A 17971-nucleotide genomic window follows, 5' to 3' on the forward strand; every position below is an offset into this window, starting at 1 on the left:
ACTCCTTTTTTATGAATTAAGTTTTTCCTTACTTGGAAACCAATGTTTCGTATTATTCGCAATCTTCACTAACACCAACATCACAGGTACTTCAACGAGGACACCAACAATTACTGCTAATGCAACTGGTGAAGTAACGCCGAATAATGCAATTGCTACAGCGAGGGACAGTTCAAAGAAGTTAGATGCGCCAATCATACCGGCAGGAGCAGCAATTGTATGATCGATCTTCAATTTCTTCGCTGCTAAATAGGCAATAAAGAAGATAAAAAATGTTTGAATCGTTAAGGGAATCGCAATTAATACAATGTGTAACGTATTATCTAAGATAATATCGCCCTGGAAAGAAAAGATAATAATTAATGTAAGTAATAACCCACCAATCGTAGTGTTATTGAATTTCGGTAAAAATTGATTTTCAAAATGGTCGAGCCCTTTACGCTTAATCATTGTAATTCTCGTAATAACGCCAGCTGCTAACGGTACAACAACAAACAGTACAATTGATAAGAATAATGTATTCCATGGCACCGTAACACCACTTACGCCAAGCAAAAAGGCAACAATCGGTGTATAAGCGAGCAAAATAATTAAATCATTAGTAGCTACTTGAACGACAGTATAAGCAGGATCACCTTTTGTTAAATGACTCCAAACAAATACCATTGCCGTACATGGTGCCGCACCCAAAATAATTGCTCCAGCCAAGTATTCTTTCGCTAAATCAGTAGGGATAATATTTCCGAATACAACATAAAAGAAAAATGCAGCAATGCCGTACATCGTAAATGGTTTGATTAACCAATTTACAACCCAGGTAATATATAGTCCTTTTCGATCTTTACTGACATTTTTAACACTCTGGAAGTTCACCTTCATCATCATCGGATAAATCATTACCCAAATTAGAATTGCAATTGGAATAGAAATTTCCGCATATTCAAATTGCCCTAAAAATTCAGGAATTGCTGGTATGAAATTCCCTATCATAACGCCTACAACCATGCAAAGTAATACCCAAACCGTTAAATATCGTTCAAAAAAGCTCATATATTTACACTCCTTGTTAATGAATCATTTAATAAATAATAATTTCTACTAACAACATGTAATACGTGTACCTTTTTCCTCTAATTCTTTTAATTTATAATCTTGATCAGGTAGTTGCTTGATGATTTGTTCGATAAAACAATAATACGGATTCTCTTTATTAATCGAGTAAAAGATCCACTGCCCACTTCGCTGCTCTTTTACTAAACCGACATCTCTTAATTTACGAAGATGTTGGCTAACCGATGGTTGGCTCATGACAAAGATTTCAACAAACTCACAGACACAACAATCATTACGATCAAGAAGCTTTACCATCGTAAGACGTGTCTTATCTCCTAACAATTTTAAAACCGCTGCTGCTTTTTCCATTTCAATCACAGTTTGTAACATAATAAAACATCTCCTTTCATCTGTATATTAGTGTATAACTATTTACTTATATAAACAACGATATCAGCCAAAATTTACAATTACTTAATAAAGTTGTCACAATTAAAACTCCAAAACTAGAAAAGTAGTTGTATATTATAAATTAAGGAGTGTGGTCGTATCAAATCTACCGTAAAATCAACAGATGAGGCAAAAAACATTGTAATTTAATCAGAACTACTCGTACCTATACTACTTGATGATGCGCAAATAAAAGAAAAAGCGGATTTTTTTAAAGCATTAGGAGATGAAACAAGAATACGGATTATCGGGATGTTATTGATTGATAATCTTTGTATGTGTGAAATTGTTGCTGGCTTAGATGTACCGACATCCACCATCTCGCACCACTTAAAAATATTAGAAAGAGGCAATGTGATTGAGTCGCAAAAAGAAGGAAGATACACCGTTTACTATTTAAATAAAGATAGCGTTCTACTATTTATCCAATAAACGTTTCATTCATTTAAAGAAAGAAGGAAATACAATGGGAAATTTTTCGTGGTTAAATGACCAAGTCCTTAGAATGGAGTGGCTCTCAACTAGTGTTCGTTTATTAGTTGAGACTGTTTTTCATTTTTCTTTGATGAAAAACTAGGTGGGAGTTTGCATTTCTTTATTTATGACACAATCAAAATTTTTATCTTAATGTCGGTTTTGATATTTGGTATTTCATATCTACAATATGTTAAGTAAAGTCGTTAAACCAAAATTATTAGCTGTATTTATCGCGATCATAACAATTGGTATTATAATTATTGGCTACACATTCAACGCTTTAGATTTCCTGTTTTAATAGGTTATTATATAATTTTGAGGAGATGTTTCATATGATTATTAAAGTATTAGGTCATGGGTGTGCAATTGCAAAAAATTAGAGAAGAACGTTCAAGTTGCTGTGAAAGAACTTGGATTAGATGCTTCGATTAAAAAAGTAACCGATTTTAAAGAAATCTCAAAATACGGTGTAATGAGCACTCCTGCATTAGTTGTTGATGAAGAAGTAAAAGTATATGGTAAAGTAGTAAAAGCGCAAGAGATCAAAACCTATCTTAGGTAATGTAAAGATTACGTGCGCGTTCAGTTAATTACCGCACTTAAACCAGATTGATAGCTGCTTGATAGAAAGTGAATTTTTAATTAGTGGGGGTTTTAATCTCAGCTCTGAAATCACTATTATTACTAATAATTCGTTTTCATAAAAAGGTATGTATAAGCTCTAAACAATTATTTACAGTTTCATCTGGAGCCTTTCCCTTAATATCGATTTTTCTCGCTTTCCAGTCTAAACTCTTAACTTGATCTGTTAGTACCACCCCATCGATAGCCAGACCATCAGGTAAGGCTACCTCAAAGGGATACCCCTTGACTTTGCGTGTGGTGGGACAAACCACAGCAAAACCTGTGTGCTGATTAAACAAGGCAGGGGATAAAACAATCGCTGTTCGCCTTCCTTGTTGTTCATGCCCACTCTGCGGATTAAAATCTAAATAAACTAAATCTCCTCGATTTGGTATTTGCATTTATAATAATTCCTTTCCTACACTACCACTATCCACTTCTCTATGCTGATTTTCAGGAGTGATTTGATTAACTAAATCTTTTAAAGTTGGCTTCTGGTTCTTAGACTTCAACGTTGCTGTTATACCTTCTACTGTAATCTCTATTTCCGAACCCTGCTTTACATGAATTCTTTTTGCTACATCACTAGGGATACGAATGGCTAGGCTATTCCCCCACTTTTGAACTTTTGTATTCATACGGATCACACCCTTATTTGGATTGTTTTCGTTTGATTCCATTTTACCACCTCCAAGTTGGAATGTATACACTTAGTATATACATTGACCTATAAGATGATGCGTACTTTACCAATAAATTCACTTTTTTTCTAAGAAAATTAAATAGAAGAACCGTCCCCTGCTTCCGTCATTTAATACCCATAAATAATGTGTGTGAGACATAATGTACGATAAAAACGAATGAGGCTGAGAAAAAATTAAATAAAAAATAAAAAGTTGCACCTTTTCAACGCTTGGTTGTAGGGTGAAACTTTTTGATAATTATTGTAATTTTAACCTTAATATCATCGATCCTAATCAAGAAGAAACAAACCTTAGGCGGTGATATGGATACCGGAAACGTTAGCTTGTTTTGGGTATTCACTATATTTTAATTCAAAGAATGCCTTGACTGAATAATCCAATGCCAGGGAAAGGGCTATGCCAATAAAAATTAAGTAGATAAAATATTCACAATATATAGCCAGAACGCCAAATAGCATAATAATGATTGCAGTGCTATATCTGCTCCATTTGCCAACCTTACGATGTAAATCATTTAGATATCAAATCTTTATTTCGTTCAATTATCCTTTTATTTAAGTATATCTTTTCACATACTTACCCTTACAAACTTTTTTACTCCTTTTAGAGGAATAAGAATCTACTTTGTTTTGGAAAATTTCTCATCTATGCACAAATATAATCCCAATATCCACCTTTAACTCACAATCATGCCACTAAGCACCATCAACGCATTGAAAAACACATGTCATATCATTGCCGGAATGATACTTTTGGGTTCGACTGTAATAGCTCCGAAAAAAAAACGCCTATACTAAATGCTAGGCAGCTAATCCAAAAAAAGCCAAGGTAGTAATGTTGCAGCCCAAATCCAATGCTCGTTAGCACGATGGCCCATCGATTACCGAAATTTTCAGAAAAATTGCTCAACAAAAAGCCTCTCCATATCATTTCTTCAAGCGTTCCATTCAGAATGGAAAAAATGATCATGACCCCCCATATTTCCTGGAAGAAACTAAAGCTATGATTCAGTATAAATGGCAGAAAAGCCATAAAATTTAACATCATCGCCATACAGAGAAAGACACTTACCTTCGTTTTAAGAAAGCCGGCCCAAATGGACGGATTACGAACCAGCTCATCCCAGTGCGGTTTCTGCCAGTAGTACATAAAACGAAGTAAGTATGAGGAAAAAAATCGATGGGGCCAAGACAACGATCAGTGACAACCTATTGAGTATAATCCGGGATTCATCCTGATTGATGTCTGCAAGCCAATTCGAAGTTATATAACCATAAACAAAGAACCCCATTCCGAAAGCCAGTATAGTCAAATCAAAATATCTCATTGTTTTTTCGAAGAAGCTAAGTCCTGCAGCTATTACCCAGGCAATCAACAACAGATAGTTCTCTAATTCTAAAATAATTAAAAGTGCAACAAATAAGCTTAATGCTGCCAAATTTCGTAAAACAGTGGCTGGAAAGTAATGTATCTACTTCATCAATCGTCAAGCTCCTTCATTTATTTCGATATTAGGATTATTAGCATGTGTTCAAAAGTCGGTAAATTAGGAGAAAGCAGGTCGAGACGCCAAAGCTTTTGATGACCAGTGTGAAGGTTTTCCCTAAATGAGGACCGGAAAAATGAGCCTACGAAGAGATGCGCCGTTTATCATTGGTGACTTTTTAAAAGCCATTATTTGCGCTTTCTTCTATATAATTTCTTTTTACTCATGCTTCTATTATTGCTATTTTGTTTATTCATTGGTTCCTTATCTACCCTCACATCTTTTCTCTCTTCTGTTTCTTCTTCTGTTTTCACTTTCATTTCTTCTGTTTTCACTTTCATTTCTTCTCTCATTTCTTCTGTTTTCACTTTCAATTCTTCTCTTATTTCTTCTTTCATTTCTTCTGTCTTCACTTTTATTTCTTCTCTCATTTCTTCTTTCATTTCTTCTGTTTTCACTTTCATTTCTTCTCTCATTTCTTCTTTCATTTCCTCTTCAGTTTTCTCTTCTGTCTTTTCATCTCCACCCTTTTCTACTCTCTTCTTAATTATATTCACTGTGGTCTTAACCAAATCTTCTACTGGTATCTTCTCGATTAAGGTTTCAAGCGAAAACCCTCCCTCAATTGACAACTCTTTATTTTCATTATTCTCCATTTTATCTAATTCCTCTTTAATAAATTGCTTCCACTCTTCATCCTCTGTATTATTTGTATTAGTCGTAAATTTTTCTTCTTCTTTGCCCTCTTCAGAGTTTACTTCGCTGTGTAATTCATCCATTTTTTGAAAACCTCCTTCTGTATGTTTGATGCGCATTTTTTCATTTCAAATCTCTACCTATTGTATGTGAATTATCGCTATTCGTTTGGACTGAAGTGGATTTTATCAAATATAGTCTACTACCTACAGAATCTGGGATATATAATCATATACTGAACTAGAATGAAAAGGCAGAGGTGATATAAAATGAATAGAAAAAATTGGGCTATCGGTGATAAGCTCTTATTCGGCCTAGGTTTGAGTTTATTCGGCTTACTTCTTTTTGTACTTGTGGTGGGAGTTATCATTGCGTTAGTAGCAGGTTGGGGAGAAGAAAAACAAACACGAATTAGCAATAGCATTCCGATGCAGGATAAAGAGAATACACTAAGGGAGTGAACATGAATGGGGGTGAAGCAGTTTGGATGAAAAAAAAAGTAAAACGTTTGAGAAAATGTTTAAAACGTTCCAGCTTGGAGCTAGTTACTTTTCCGTGAATTATATGAGAGCGGTGAAAAAAGGAGCAAATGTCGCCGAGAAAGAAATCCTGAAAGCAGCAGAAGATCATGATCAACCTGTTGAAGTCATGGCAAGAAAATTGTTTAAAGCCATAAAGCTTGGTGTTCTGCGTGCAGCTGAAGAAATGCTCCTTTTCGGAATCAATTTGATTGAACAAATGAAAGGCAAATCGAACAAAAAATAAAAATATCTATTGCTAATCATTCTTGGCCGAAATCATTATATGGATAAACAATGACTGGCTCTAAGGAAGATCTCTCTATCCTATAGAATCAGTCATTGCTCAGTTACTTGATTTATCTTTGCTGATCTCTTGCAGTAAACGTTGTTCGATAATGTTCGGATGGTAATATTCGAGCATCTCAATTCCTGGTTTACTACCGAAATACAAGTCGTATCGTTTGTAAGGAACCTTTTCATGCAGATCAGGAAAATGAAGACTGATTGGCTGTTGGAAAAGATCAACCGATTCCTCTTCGTTGACGAATCCCGAGTCTGTCACCTTGCGGAATGAGCGTATACCAAGTGAGTTGATCGCTTTGCCAATTCCTTTCTGACGATGTGCAATGCTTTCAAACAAAGCAGAAGGTACATGCTTGGCATATACTAGAGCAATGTTATGGGATACGACAAATCCACTTTTTTCACCGATTAGTACCGATTCTCGGATATAATTCGGAGTGCCGGAAGATTCACCGATTAGCTTTAAATCCTCTTCATTGATTTGTTTTTGTCTGATCACTTGCACCTTTACTTGCTCGTTCAACAGTATTTCCAAAAAATCCGTTGTCCGTCCATCCGTCACTAATAGTAAGTCTAGCAACAATGCTTGTAAAATCTTCGATGCTTTGTGCTCAAATTGGGAATCTTTCATACTCTCACCTCCATTAAACCTATTTGTCAGGCTTATTGTAGCGGCTTAACGGTACAAACCAGAATCGGTTATGCCGTCCCAAAATATTTGAAACTCCTCCATGTTGAGTTGCTGTTTCCCATCGGAAAGAGCGTTTGCAGGATCTGGGTGTATTTCTACCATAATCCCATCTGCCCCTGCAGCAAGTGCCGCCTTTGCACATGGTAAGAGAATATCTTTTCGGCCGGTGGAATGACTGACATCCACGAGCACTGGAAGATGGGTTTCTTGCTTTAAAATAGGAACAGCAGAAATATCAAGGGTATTTCGGGTTGCTGTCTCAAAAGTACGGATGCCGCGTTCCATTAACATCACCTGATCATTCCCATAATGCAAAATATATTCTGCTGCTAGCATAAATTCCTCTAAGGTGGCAGAAAGCCCACGTTTTAGTATTACAGGCTTTTTCGCTTGCCCGACTGCTTTCAGTAAATCGAAGTTCTGCATGTTACGTGCGCCGACTTGAAAGATATCGATGTAAGGTGCCGCTATATCGATTTGATTGGTACTCATAATTTCGCAGATTGATACCAATCCGCTTTCATCCGCCACATCCTTCATCATTTTTAAACCTTCTTCCCCAAGTCCTTGAAAGCTGTAAGGGGAGGTTCTTGGCTTGAATGCTCCACCTCGCATGACCGTTAAACCCGATTTCTTTAGCGCAAAAGCAACTCTTTCAAGTTGCTCTCTCGATTCTATTGAGCAAGGGCCAGCAATCAGCGCATGGGCCCCACCGCCAATTACCGTTTGCCTCACTGTGATAATAGTATCCTCGCTTTTATGGTCACGGCTTACGAGAAGTGAGTTCTTTTGTTGTGATTTATCACTCAAGGTTAACATCCTTTCTTTTTTTAATTAGACTTATCAAATCTTCCTGACCACAACTCTGTATCTATTAAGCATCAGTACTTCGTTTTCTGATATAAAGAGGCTTTGTTGATGGCTTGTTATCCATGAGACTAACACGATCTAGCATTGACGTTATTTCCAATGTGATCGGAACTTGGAGTTGAGAGGATAAGAGAGATTGGACTTCTTCCTCCGACCATTTATCGACTTCATGCGAATCTAGTAATACGTGCAATCCTCTTTCTTGTTCTATTACTTGCCACGCAACCGGAATAGGAGACAACGAATATATCGCTTCCTGAATATCATTCGCATCCAGAATGATATCTTCAAAACAGATGCGTTCCCACCTTCTTCCATAATGAGTCAGCTTCGCTCCAGTCCGACCGCATGGACATATACTTGAATCTACAGAGATGATATCCTCGTTATAATAACGCAGTAGAGGCGAACCTTGATGGGACAGGGTCGTTATCACCGCAAATCCTTTTTCTCCATAAGGAACAGCGTTTGTACCTTCCTCATTCAACACTTCCACAACAAAATCTTCATCTACAATATGCATGTTGCCATGCTCACACATTGTCGCAATATTAGCTGTTTCTGTTGAACCGTACATATTAAATACTGGTACACCCCACAGCTTTTCTATATGCTGTTTACGCTTATCGCTCATTAATTCACCAGCAACGCATATGGCACGCAGAGTAGGAAAATCCTTACTTAGATCAGCACCACTTAGTCGAGCCACTTCAGCCAGCAACTCCATCTCTCGCGGCAGTCCTGCCAAAACCGTGACAGCAAGTCGTTTGATCATGCTTATTACCTTGGGGTAAGGAGTCACTACCGTACGTCCACTAGCTGGAACAACTCCTGCTCCGGTCTGCAAGGCTGCCTGTTGCATTAAAAAGGCAGGTAATGCCAGGGCATAAGGGAATCGGACCAGCACAAGATCTTCAGATATTAAACGGACACCACATTGTTTTATCTGTCTTCCACCAGTTACCAAATCCTCTTGCGTAAACCAGGAGGCCGAGGGCTCCCCAGTTGTTCCAGTTGATTCGTGATATTGAGCTATCTCCTTCCTATCAACAGCAAGGTGACCGAAAATTCCAGCTTCTCGCAAATCCTGTTTTGTTGTTATCGGAAGTGTCTGGATGTACTGAAGCCCCATGTCTTGTTTGGGCGAGTGTAATAATTTCCGCTTGTATAGAGGAGAATTTTGAATGCGAGCATATAGCTCCTGGAATTTTTTCGCCCTCTCTATATCGATGTCACTCATAAAGGCACTCCTTTCTCTCATTTTTTTCTACGTGAACACTCTTTGTGCTTTGCCGAACGTTCGAGGAATATCATCCCTGATAACTACTTCACAATCGATACCAATTCGATCAGCCATATGTTGCTTAACCTTTTCTGCCAATTGATCGTCACTCATTTCTGTCTTGAACTTCTCGGCTTCAATAGTTAACTCTCCTTGATTCATCTTAAAGTGATACCATAAGCCTACTTCTGGAAGCTCCATGAGAAAATGCTCGAGCATGAAAGGAGAATAATCCGTTTCGCCGATGCGTAGCATGTGTTCCATTCTACCCCTTAGTTGGAGAACGTCCATTGTGAGACCGCAATCACATTTTGATTTTTGTAAGACACCGAGATCTCCTGTCCGATAGCGTAACATTGGCATTCCTTCACGCAGTAGCGTTGTGACAACGAGTTCTCCTGTTTTCCTATAAGGAAGCACTTCGCCTGATTCAGGATCAATGATTTCAACCTTTACATGTCCTTCCATGATGTGATACCCATTATGCTTACTGCATTCTACACCGATTACTCCACACTCAGTGGAACCGTAGAAAAAAGAGACCTCACACCCCCACCATTTTTCCAGCCGATCACGGAAAGTGGACGAACATCCTTCGCCTGTTAGCCAAATTTTCTTCATGCGAATATCTTCACCGATTTTGATACCGCATTTCTCACTTTCTTCTATCAAAAGTGCTGCATAAGAAGGAGTTGTCGCAAGGACCGTTGCTTGATATTCCTTCATTAATTCCAGCGACTTATCGATAGGGGCCATATAACCGCCCTTGCCAAGGGATAAAACTGCTGTACCAAACGCAAATTGGTATAAACGCTGAAAGCCAAGGCCTGGCAGTGCAAATTCATATGGCAATGCAATGGCAGCGACATCATCGGCAGATTCTTTAAATAATTCCAAATATTTAGGTAATAAATCGTACACATACTGATCAGCCAAAGTATAAGCGGTATATGTTGGTTTACCCGACGTACCACTCGTAAGGTGAACTTGGCCTATTTCTTTCGGATCCACACACAATATCTTCTCTTTATCACCTCTAATCACATCTTTATTTAGTATTGGTACGGACGCTAATTGGGCCAGGTTATTAATTTTAGGTTCCGTGAACCCCTTCTCTTCCAATCTCGAACGGTAGTATTCATTATTGTCCCACAGATGAGCAAGTGTGGCGTTTATAGCTTTTAACTGATAGTCTTCTATTGTTTCACGAGGAAGCTTTTCAATCGTTTTCCCTTGGTCATCTAATTGCTTGAAAAATAATTTAAATTGTTCGAGATGGGATGAATGTTCATCAATGGAGACAGTCATCTTGTGAGTTTGAACCTTTTTCATTTTCATCCTCCATTCCATAAGTTTTTTATGACTATAGGAGCATCAATACTTGTGCCAACCTTGTAAGATGCTTTGTTCCACTTTGGTAACATTAACTACCGAGTTAAATATGCAGTTACATTCCTTTTATTTCACCTATCAAACCATTCAATCTACTAGTTTTTTGACACAATTTGAATGCTGGTTTAGCTCCTTTACTCATTATAAGATGCAAGAAAAGTAGATTTTGATTGAGGCAAACATATATTTTTAAAAAATAAGGCGTTTCATAAAGACCGTTCATTCATTTCAATCATCTATATCGTAGCTAGTGTATAAAGCTATTATTCTAAGAATATCTCACATCAGTTGTCCATCCTTGATTTTAGATCAGAGTGACCTATGTTTGATTTGGAAGGTAGTAATGAAATTTAATAAAGGAAGAATACTATGTTATGTATAGACGTAGATAATAAGGCGGATACACATTCATTTTTATAAATTATACATATTATAGCTAGCATATCTTGTTTTTAAAGAAAGGATGGATTTATGTTGTTATTCAGATTGGTGAAGATTGATTCCGACAGCTGTTCGGGAATGACATTATTTAAGGATCGAATCGGGTTTTTCGTTAGGAGGATGAAATTAATATGATAATAAGTGACACGCACATGAAGCAATTTGAGGAAGGGAAAATGCTTATTAAGAAAGGCGGAGATGGAGATGAAAACGCGGTGAATAAAGCAAATGAGATTTTTTCAAAGCTTCACAAAGCCTCTCCAGATAATGCTCTTATTGAAGCCTATTACGGCACGACCATGTTGCTAATCGCTCGAAATAAGATATCACCGTTAAGTAGATTAAAGGAAACGACAGCAGGAATGAAGATTCTTGATGAAGCAGTAAGTGCCGACCCTGAAAATAGCAGGATCCGACTGTTACGAGGCAGGGCCGCATATAGGTTGCCTGAAAAGTATTTCCAACGGACCCAAACCGCGATTGAAGATTACACATTTCTCATCGACCGGGAAATGCAGAAAGAAGATTTCCTTAATACCGAAAAATATTTGCAGGTTAACTATGAGCTTGGAGAGGCTTATAGCCGAATAGGTCGTAATCAGGATGCAACTATGTGCTGGAATAATCTAATTAACGAGACTCAGGACACTGATTTTCTGCTCCTCCTCAAGCTAAAGCTTAGGTCTGTGGAAGGGAAACTAGTTGTTGAGCATAACCCTAACTCCGAGAGCCCCATATCAACTTTAATAAGAAGGACCATTCACGCCACTGGAAGCGAGATCATACACTTGATGGATGGCAAACATTTTCAATAGGAGGTGATAGAATTGGCAGGTCAGAGGGTTGACATGAATAAATTCGAGGAAGCCAAAACACAACATAATCAAGGGGTTGACGGGGACAAAAAAGCGGTGATAAAAGCAAACGAAATGTTCTTAAAGCTTCGTGATACTGATCCTGATAATGCACTAATTGAGGCCTATTACGGCAGTACTCTAGTTCTATTAGGTCGGGATGCAGTTAAAATTCTGGAAAGAGTGGATAAGGTGGAAGAGGGATTAGACGTATTGAATCGGGCCGTTTCTTTAGACTCAAACCATAAAGAAATTCGGCTGTTGCGCGGGAACATTTGTGTGAGGCTACCTGAATCCTTTTTCCAATGCTCGGAAACGGCGATCGAGGATTTCACTTTTCTGCTTAACCACTATAAAAATAATTCCAACTACCTAACAATAAAGCAAATACAACTAGTACTGCGAAACCTAAGTACAGCTTACCAAAATGCAGGTAAACCAGATAAAGCAAAATCAACATTGCAGCGTCTAAACAATTGGAACTGAAGCAAAAAAATTCATAAGAAAGAGAGCTAGAGCAGGAATCATCCCCCTTATCCGAGCAAATCGCAGGATCTGTAAGGAGATTAGGCATATGGCAGTCTTAAAGGGGATCTATAACGGAGTAAAGAATGAGATCGATAATTATTCCCATGTCACTATAAGAACCGGGACTACTGACGCCTGCAAACAGCTTGCAAGTATGACAAGCGATGAAGAGAAATTGAGCAGTTTTCAATTAAACAACAATGTTACCGACGCCTTGAAAACTGGCTAAGAAGGACAGAAGCGCCTAAAAACAGGCTTGCCACAGCAACAGAATTCGCATATGCGCGATACGAAAAATCTACTAAAAAAATAACATAGGACTTCTATGAGGAAAGGCTCAAGCCTTTATTAGGCTGTAGATCTTTCCTTTTCATCATAAATATATTTTTTTAACAGAATCTATTAATCTTGGATATTGTTCACATTAGTGACAAGAGATTACGAAACTGGAGAGTGAGTAATTTTGGAAAAAATATTTGTCAACGGTATAAACATTTGTTATCAATCGATCGGGGAAGGTTTTCCTTTGATCGGACTTACAGGAAAAGGCAGTAACATGGACTGGTGGAATCCGGCAAACAAGGCCGCGTTAAGTGAAAGGAACAGGTTCATCATGCTCGATCATCGCGGTACAGGCCGGAGTGACGCTCCGACAGAGTCGTATGACATTTCAGATATGGCTAACGATGTCATTGGGCTAATGAACGCGCTTGATATCGAAAAGGCACATATTTTAGGCCAGTCCATGGGGGGAATGATTGCACAGGAGCTTGCAATCGAAAATCCCACCCGCGTGTCGAAATTAATCTTATGTTCCACGACCTGCGGGGTCAAACGTATTCGGCCTTCTTTTCGGATGATCAAGTTGCTGATGCGAAAGAATGCTCACAATACCTCACAAGACATGCTAGATATGCTTTACTCCAAAGCCTATATCCAGGAGAATCCGAGCTTGATTGCTTCGTTCGTGAAACAGATGCAAATCGCTCCTACGAACCCTAGAAGCATGGAGATTCATCATAATGCGAGTAAGAACTTCGATTCGTACCATCGGCTTGGGCAAATATCGGTACCAACGCTTATTATACACGGCGAGGAAGATTGGGTCTTCCGTCCGGAGCATGCCAAGACTCTGAACCGTCGTATTCCAAACTCCAAGCTGATTTTATGTCCATATGCGGGACACGGTGTCTTTTCACAGGAACGTCACAAGGTGTTAGAGGAAATCCAACGTTTCATAGATTGATTTACAAAAAGCCGACTCTTATTGATTTTGAATAAGAGCCGGCTTTTCATTCAGTCCAACATTGTGCCATGTCGTTTGAACTGTTTCTCCAAAACGATACCTGCCAACCTTCTATGAGAATCTGCTGAACTTCTCTATTAATATTGATGTATTCCTAGAAACAAAAATGGATGACGTAGTCTTTACTTTACAACTTTTAAAGCGATATCCAACACTTCCTTAATAGAGTGGGCGGATCGGTTCCGTTTAATTAGCGCCACACCAATTTCCAACGCGGTTCGCTGTGCTCGTTCTCGGGCAGCCGCATCTTTGATGTCGTCGATGTCCGCGACATGGATATAACCATAGACGCGGCACAGCATTAACACCCCGGCAAATCCGATTGTATCCTGAAGCAATTTTGTCACATAAAAATCCTGATATCCAGGTGTATTTACCAACCGGTCGGCGGCATACCCGTTCCACAGATCGCGGAACTGAGATTCGAATTGTGTCCATAAATCGTTCACGGTATCCAGAAGGTAGCGGCGATAATTGGTTCGCTCCCTCGCATCCGTGCTCCAGCCCTCTTGGCCTGAATAGTTCAGCAGCACATTGCCGATAAGCGTTCCGATATCAAAGCCTATCGGACCGTAAAAAGCAAATTCGCGATCTATGACTTTTGTAGAATCCGACTTGATGAATATATTATCTGTATGCAAATCTCCATGCAGCAAAGCTTCTGCTTTCGTGAGAAATATCTCCCTCAGAAGCGTGACCTCAAGATGCAGCTCCTTATCCTCCCAAATACGCACAACGCTATCACGGATATGAGGTTCGACGCTATTCAACCGGGACTTTGTAAAAGGAGCGTATAAGATGAGGTCCTCGGTGATATTGCAAAGCTCAGGATTGATGAACGATTTCACCCGCAATTTCTTCTCCTGTTGATCCATGGCCAGGTCCGAGGTGAAGAACATCGTCTGCGCTAAAAATGATCCGACATGCTCGGCGAACAACGGAGCACGGACCTTCTCCATCAGTCCGCGGCGCATAACAGTGTGATCGCTCAAATCCTCCATGGCGATTAACGCCAAATCCGAATCGTACGTGTAAACCTTTGGCGTCTGATCAGGACAGATCTCCCCATTAATGCGCAATGCTTCGTATTCAATGCGTACTCTGTCCAACGTCAAAGGTACTGATTCACCGACCATCTTGAAATAAGGAAGTGCCTGCTTTAGAATTAAGGATCTCCCTGATGCTTGGTCCCATATATGAAACACATTGTTAAGATTACCATCACCGATATCCCGCAACTTGAGCTGTGCACCATCCGGGAATATCTCCTCGATGCCTTGTGCATACGCAACCGCTTCCGCTTGCGTTAAGGTGTGATAATTTGTCATTTCTGGATCCCTCCGAATACCGATTATTATTTAGCATAAAAAATGGAGCACGGACTGGAGCTGTTCCCTGATGGCAAGGTCATATTGACGCACCTGTAATGCCGGCGGATTGGCGACAGCCCGTTAAAATATAACGTAAACTTGTTCTCGATATGTATTTATATGCTGAAAATATATGTATTGTGATTGGTCCCAATCCTAAGATACACATACATTTATAACTTAAATCTTTATTTGGTTTCCTTGATTTCTAAATTAAAGTGGAGGCAATCTTCTGATAGAGTATTTGTTTTGTATCTCTGGAATCTTAAAAAAGGCTATCGGCACACTGAACAATTAACAGAGTCCATTTATACAGAAACAATGGACTTATCGAAGGTGAAATTCTTGTTGCATGGCTAGCGCTTAAGTAAACTAGGTTATTTTTTAGTGAATATCGGTGTCACCAAAGCGTTAATTGAATAAGAAAAACGTCCCTATTTTTGTGATAACGTACAATTAGAACCGTTCCCTGCTTCCGTAAAAATTTTGAGGAGATGTTTCGTATGATTATCAAAATATTAGGTCCAGGGTGTTCAAATTGCAGTTAAGGAACTTAGATTAGATGCTTCGATTGAAAAAGTAACCGATTTTAAAGAAATTGCAAATTATGGTGTCATGACTACTCCTGCACTAGTTGTTGATGGAGAAGTAAAAGTATATGGTAAAGTAGCTAAAGCGGAAGAGATCAAAACATATCTTCAATAAATGGAACATAACAAAAAAACAGTCGTGCGCTTATTAACTTGAGCACGACTATTTTTTAATAAGCTAATATCCAAAAGTATCCCCATTATCTAAATTCAACATTTTATCATTAATCAACACGATGTTATTACTATCCCAATTAATAGAAACTTCTTTGATTCCCTTTTGGTTAAAAATTCTTTTTTTAAACCAAAGTGGGCCATTTAATTCGCCTCTTACTCCGAATGATCCAGTTGCTCCTGCATCATAATAATAGAAATCAATTGTATAATTTTGATCAGGAGACCTAATTGTTTTAATATGTTCATTAACTCCCAATGAAGAAAAAAATGATGTTAATAATATTACTAGAAAAAGAGCTATAGACAATAACAAGGATAAAATGATGGTCACCCAACTTCTTGTTTTACTCTGCCAGTTCTTGCTATCTTTAAACCCCATAACTCCAAAAATAAATGTAAGGATACTAACCAAAAGAAGAATATAAATTGGTGGTGCAATTAGCCAGCTACTAGTACTATCAATAGTAGAATACAATGAATAAAAAGAAATCCCAATACATAAAAATATTAAATAAAATGACCATATATTATACTTTTTCTCCATCATACCACCCCTAACTCAGAAATCACCTTGATAGTTATTTTCCTTTTTATCATTACTTTATATTAAGTTTAACATATAATTACAATCTACTATTACTTTTATATATTCTATTTGATCTCTTTGCTCTCAAGCATTTCTGTGATAAATTAAAAATATAGAAATTTAGCAAACATTACTTATAATTTGGATATGTATATAAGTGTTGCAGATCAACTGGGGGATAAACAATGAAAAAAGAATATTTAAATAAATTTTATCAAAAAACACATGCTGAACGAATCGAAGCATTGGTATCAGCTGAGATCATCTCTCAAGAAGATGCAGTAGATTTTAAGCGTAAATTGGCATTACCAGATGAAATTGCCAACCATATGATTGAAAACCAAATTACTACATACGAATTACCGCTTGGACTTGCACTTAACTTTTTAATTGATCAAAAGGAATTTATTGTTCCTATGGCAACTGAGGAACCATCTGTTATTGCCGCCGCTAGTTCTGCAGCAAAAATTATCAACCAATCAGGTGGTTTTGAGACAACTATACAAGAACGAACGATGATAGGTCAGATTGCTTTAACGAACATTTCTAATATGAATCAAGCGGAACAAAATATTTTACAGCATGTAGATCAGATCATTGAAAAAGCAAATCAAGCCCATCCTTCTATTGTGAAGCGAGGCGGTGGTGCGCGTTCTGTTATAACCAGACAGATTGAAGCAGATGAGCAGTATGATTCGCCTTCCTTTTTTGTAATTCACATCCACATTCAAACATTGGAAGCAATGGGAGCGAATATTATCAATACAATGGTTGAAGCTATTAAGCCTTATCTAGAAAGCTTAACAGGCGGAACTGCCATAATGGGTATACTCTCGAATTATGCAACAGAATGTCTTGCTACTGTAACCTGTCGTATTCCAGTTTCACTATTGCAAAAAGGCAATTTTTCAGGTGAAGAAGTACGTGATCGAATTATTGAAGCCTGTCAATTTGCAATTGTTGATCCATATCGAGCTGTCACACATAATAAAGGTATTATGAATGGCATTGATGCTGTTGTTCTTGCCTCTGGAAATGATACGCGTGCAATCGAAGCGGGCGTACATGCTTATGCCACGCGAAGTGGACAGTATCGTTCTTTATCTAGTTGGACCAAGGCGGAAAACGGTGATTTAGTTGGCATGATGACATTACCCTTACCAGTTGGTGCGGTTGGAGGTTCTATTAACATTCACCCTACAGCACAATTCACGAAACAATTGTTGGGAAATCCAACAGCTAAAGAATTAGAATCTATTATTGTTTCGGTCGGTTTAGGACAAAACTTTTCAGCTCTCAAGGCACTTGTAACAGAGGGTATTCAAAAAGGACATATGGGACTCCATGCCAAATCACTTGCTATTAGTGCAGGTGCTAAAGGAGAGCAAATTGAAGTCGTTACGCAAGAATTAAAACAAAGGAAAAACATGAACCTAGTAACCGCTAAGGATATTTTAAAGCAATTAAATAACAAATAAGTTACGCTATACATTAAACCCGTTTAAATAATTATTTTACTGAAGAAGCAGTCTAACATTAACGTAGACTGCTCTTTTTTTCGTAAATCGTC

General features: G+C 38.2%; 21 protein-coding genes and 1 pseudogene. 10 read left to right on the forward strand and 12 right to left on the reverse strand.

Annotation, left to right across the window (positions count from 1 at the left end; all coding sequences use genetic code 11):
- Positions 1–9 precede the first annotated feature (9 nt).
- Together arsB and D2K60_RS07725 are read right to left on the reverse strand one after the other, a co-directional pair.
- Positions 10–1050 carry an ACR3 family arsenite efflux transporter gene (gene arsB / locus D2K60_RS07720; protein WP_205418590.1) on the reverse strand — a complete coding sequence of 347 codons (1041 nt, stop codon included), beginning with the start codon at positions 1048–1050 and terminating at the stop codon, positions 10–12.
- A gap of 48 nt (positions 1051–1098) precedes the next feature.
- Positions 1099–1443, reverse strand: a complete 345-nt coding sequence (locus tag D2K60_RS07725; protein WP_117169440.1) for an ArsR/SmtB family transcription factor — start codon at positions 1441–1443, stop codon at positions 1099–1101.
- A 249-nt stretch (positions 1444–1692) separates the two neighbouring features.
- Here D2K60_RS07725 and D2K60_RS20875 point away from each other — a divergent pair, with 249 nt between their 5' ends.
- Together D2K60_RS20875 and D2K60_RS07745 are read left to right on the forward strand one after the other, a co-directional pair.
- Positions 1693–1935: an ArsR/SmtB family transcription factor gene (locus tag D2K60_RS20875; protein ID WP_275896252.1), complete on the forward strand. Its 243-nt coding sequence runs from the start codon at positions 1693–1695 to the stop codon at positions 1933–1935.
- A gap of 403 nt (positions 1936–2338) precedes the next feature.
- Positions 2339–2542 carry a thioredoxin family protein gene (locus D2K60_RS07745; RefSeq protein ID WP_338048360.1) on the forward strand — a complete coding sequence of 68 codons (204 nt, stop codon included), beginning with the start codon at positions 2339–2341 and terminating at the stop codon, positions 2540–2542.
- Positions 2543–2678: 136 nt separating this feature from the next.
- On the opposite strand, the gene D2K60_RS07750 is transcribed toward D2K60_RS07745, so the two are convergent.
- The 4 genes from D2K60_RS07750 to D2K60_RS20620 form a co-directional block, all read right to left on the reverse strand.
- Positions 2679–3005 (reverse strand): type II toxin-antitoxin system PemK/MazF family toxin, encoded by a 327-nt coding sequence (locus D2K60_RS07750; protein ID WP_117169441.1) that lies wholly within the window; start codon positions 3003–3005, stop codon positions 2679–2681.
- Positions 3006–3284 (reverse strand): AbrB/MazE/SpoVT family DNA-binding domain-containing protein, encoded by a 279-nt coding sequence (locus D2K60_RS07755; protein WP_117169442.1) that lies wholly within the window; start codon positions 3282–3284, stop codon positions 3006–3008.
- Positions 3285–4040: 756 nt separating this feature from the next.
- Complete coding sequence (locus tag D2K60_RS21280; RefSeq protein WP_420818822.1) at positions 4041–4457, reverse strand: CPBP family intramembrane glutamic endopeptidase; 417 nt, start codon at positions 4455–4457, stop codon at positions 4041–4043.
- Between the two features lie 525 nt (positions 4458–4982).
- On the reverse strand, positions 4983–5573 hold the full coding sequence (locus D2K60_RS20620; protein ID WP_162880734.1) for a hypothetical protein: 591 nt from the start codon (positions 5571–5573) through the stop codon (positions 4983–4985).
- Between the two features lie 186 nt (positions 5574–5759).
- Between D2K60_RS20620 and D2K60_RS07770 the strand changes: the two genes are divergently transcribed.
- Entirely contained in the window at positions 5760–5951 is a 192-nt protein-coding gene (locus D2K60_RS07770) for a hypothetical protein (protein ID WP_117169445.1), read from the forward strand.
- A gap of 22 nt (positions 5952–5973) precedes the next feature.
- Positions 5974–6255, forward strand: a complete 282-nt coding sequence (locus D2K60_RS07775; protein WP_117169446.1) for a hypothetical protein — start codon at positions 5974–5976, stop codon at positions 6253–6255.
- A 99-nt stretch (positions 6256–6354) separates the two neighbouring features.
- Here the strand turns inward: D2K60_RS07775 and D2K60_RS07780 are convergent, their stop codons facing one another.
- The 4 genes and pseudogenes from D2K60_RS07780 to D2K60_RS07795 all read right to left on the reverse strand — a co-directional run bounded on the left by D2K60_RS07780 (position 6355) and on the right by D2K60_RS07795 (position 10489).
- On the reverse strand, positions 6355–6945 hold the full coding sequence (locus tag D2K60_RS07780) for a chorismate pyruvate-lyase family protein (RefSeq protein WP_117169447.1): 591 nt from the start codon (positions 6943–6945) through the stop codon (positions 6355–6357).
- A gap of 45 nt (positions 6946–6990) precedes the next feature.
- A pseudogene (locus D2K60_RS07785) lies at positions 6991–7806 on the reverse strand (bifunctional 3-deoxy-7-phosphoheptulonate synthase/chorismate mutase); the annotation flags it as partial.
- Positions 7807–7879: 73 nt separating this feature from the next.
- The gene (locus tag D2K60_RS07790; RefSeq protein WP_240335276.1) at positions 7880–9007 is read right to left on the reverse strand and encodes a phenylacetate--CoA ligase family protein; all 1128 of its coding nucleotides are present in this window, start codon (positions 9005–9007) and stop codon (positions 7880–7882) included.
- 135 nt (positions 9008–9142) lie between these two features.
- Positions 9143–10489 (reverse strand): phenylacetate--CoA ligase family protein, encoded by a 1347-nt coding sequence (locus D2K60_RS07795; RefSeq protein WP_117169450.1) that lies wholly within the window; start codon positions 10487–10489, stop codon positions 9143–9145.
- Positions 10490–11121: 632 nt separating this feature from the next.
- Between D2K60_RS07795 and D2K60_RS07800 the strand changes: the two genes are divergently transcribed.
- From D2K60_RS07800 to D2K60_RS07810, 4 genes are all read left to right on the forward strand, one after another.
- Positions 11122–11805 (forward strand): tetratricopeptide repeat protein, encoded by a 684-nt coding sequence (locus D2K60_RS07800; RefSeq protein ID WP_162880718.1) that lies wholly within the window; start codon positions 11122–11124, stop codon positions 11803–11805.
- 12 nt (positions 11806–11817) lie between these two features.
- A complete protein-coding gene (locus D2K60_RS20625; protein ID WP_240335277.1) occupies positions 11818–12330 on the forward strand; it encodes a tetratricopeptide repeat protein in 513 nt (170 codons plus the stop codon).
- Between the two features lie 88 nt (positions 12331–12418).
- Positions 12419–12601, forward strand: coding sequence for a hypothetical protein (locus tag D2K60_RS07805; RefSeq protein WP_117169451.1), 183 nt, complete (start codon positions 12419–12421; stop codon positions 12599–12601).
- Positions 12602–12835: 234 nt separating this feature from the next.
- Positions 12836–13618, forward strand: coding sequence for an alpha/beta fold hydrolase (locus D2K60_RS07810; RefSeq protein ID WP_117169452.1), 783 nt, complete (start codon positions 12836–12838; stop codon positions 13616–13618).
- 182 nt (positions 13619–13800) lie between these two features.
- Here D2K60_RS07810 and mtnK read toward each other — a convergent pair whose 3' ends face one another.
- Entirely contained in the window at positions 13801–15006 is a 1206-nt protein-coding gene (gene mtnK / locus D2K60_RS07815; protein ID WP_117169453.1) for an S-methyl-5-thioribose kinase, read from the reverse strand.
- Positions 15007–15618: 612 nt separating this feature from the next.
- Here mtnK and D2K60_RS07820 point away from each other — a divergent pair.
- Positions 15619–15753, forward strand: coding sequence for a thioredoxin family protein (locus D2K60_RS07820; protein WP_240335326.1), 135 nt, complete (start codon positions 15619–15621; stop codon positions 15751–15753).
- Between the two features lie 63 nt (positions 15754–15816).
- Here D2K60_RS07820 and D2K60_RS07825 read toward each other — a convergent pair whose 3' ends face one another.
- Positions 15817–16359, reverse strand: a complete 543-nt coding sequence (locus D2K60_RS07825; RefSeq protein WP_117169454.1) for a DUF5412 family protein — start codon at positions 16357–16359, stop codon at positions 15817–15819.
- A gap of 227 nt (positions 16360–16586) precedes the next feature.
- Between D2K60_RS07825 and D2K60_RS07830 the strand changes: the two genes are divergently transcribed.
- On the forward strand, positions 16587–17879 hold the full coding sequence (locus D2K60_RS07830) for a hydroxymethylglutaryl-CoA reductase, degradative (RefSeq protein ID WP_117169455.1): 1293 nt from the start codon (positions 16587–16589) through the stop codon (positions 17877–17879).
- The last annotated feature ends 92 nt before the right edge of the window (positions 17880–17971 follow it).

Source organism: Paraliobacillus sediminis (genome assembly GCF_003426055.1).

What these genes read in the sequence shown, in the direction of transcription:
- arsB (WP_205418590.1), bottom strand. Translation starts at nt 1,050, where the DNA reads ATGAGCTTTTTTGAACGATATTTAACGGTTTGGGTATTACTTTGCATG.
- D2K60_RS07725 (WP_117169440.1), bottom strand. Translation starts at nt 1,443, where the DNA reads ATGTTACAAACTGTGATTGAAATGGAAAAAGCAGCAGCGGTTTTAAAA.
- D2K60_RS07750 (WP_117169441.1), bottom strand. Translation starts at nt 3,005, where the DNA reads ATGCAAATACCAAATCGAGGAGATTTAGTTTATTTAGATTTTAATCCG.
- D2K60_RS07755 (WP_117169442.1), bottom strand. Translation starts at nt 3,284, where the DNA reads ATGGAATCAAACGAAAACAATCCAAATAAGGGTGTGATCCGTATGAAT.
- D2K60_RS21280 (WP_420818822.1), bottom strand. Translation starts at nt 4,457, where the DNA reads ATGTACTACTGGCAGAAACCGCACTGGGATGAGCTGGTTCGTAATCCG.
- D2K60_RS20620 (WP_162880734.1), bottom strand. Translation starts at nt 5,573, where the DNA reads ATGGATGAATTACACAGCGAAGTAAACTCTGAAGAGGGCAAAGAAGAA.
- D2K60_RS07770 (WP_117169445.1), top strand. Translation starts at nt 5,760, where the DNA reads ATGAATAGAAAAAATTGGGCTATCGGTGATAAGCTCTTATTCGGCCTA.
- D2K60_RS07780 (WP_117169447.1), bottom strand. Translation starts at nt 6,945, where the DNA reads ATGAAAGATTCCCAATTTGAGCACAAAGCATCGAAGATTTTACAAGCA.
- D2K60_RS07790 (WP_240335276.1), bottom strand. Translation starts at nt 9,007, where the DNA reads ATGGGGCTTCAGTACATCCAGACACTTCCGATAACAACAAAACAGGAT.
- D2K60_RS07795 (WP_117169450.1), bottom strand. Translation starts at nt 10,489, where the DNA reads ATGAAAAAGGTTCAAACTCACAAGATGACTGTCTCCATTGATGAACAT.
- D2K60_RS07800 (WP_162880718.1), top strand. Translation starts at nt 11,122, where the DNA reads ATGATAATAAGTGACACGCACATGAAGCAATTTGAGGAAGGGAAAATG.
- D2K60_RS07805 (WP_117169451.1), top strand. Translation starts at nt 12,419, where the DNA reads ATGGCAGTCTTAAAGGGGATCTATAACGGAGTAAAGAATGAGATCGAT.
- mtnK (WP_117169453.1), bottom strand. Translation starts at nt 15,006, where the DNA reads ATGACAAATTATCACACCTTAACGCAAGCGGAAGCGGTTGCGTATGCA.
- D2K60_RS07825 (WP_117169454.1), bottom strand. Translation starts at nt 16,359, where the DNA reads ATGGAGAAAAAGTATAATATATGGTCATTTTATTTAATATTTTTATGT.
- D2K60_RS07830 (WP_117169455.1), top strand. Translation starts at nt 16,587, where the DNA reads ATGAAAAAAGAATATTTAAATAAATTTTATCAAAAAACACATGCTGAA.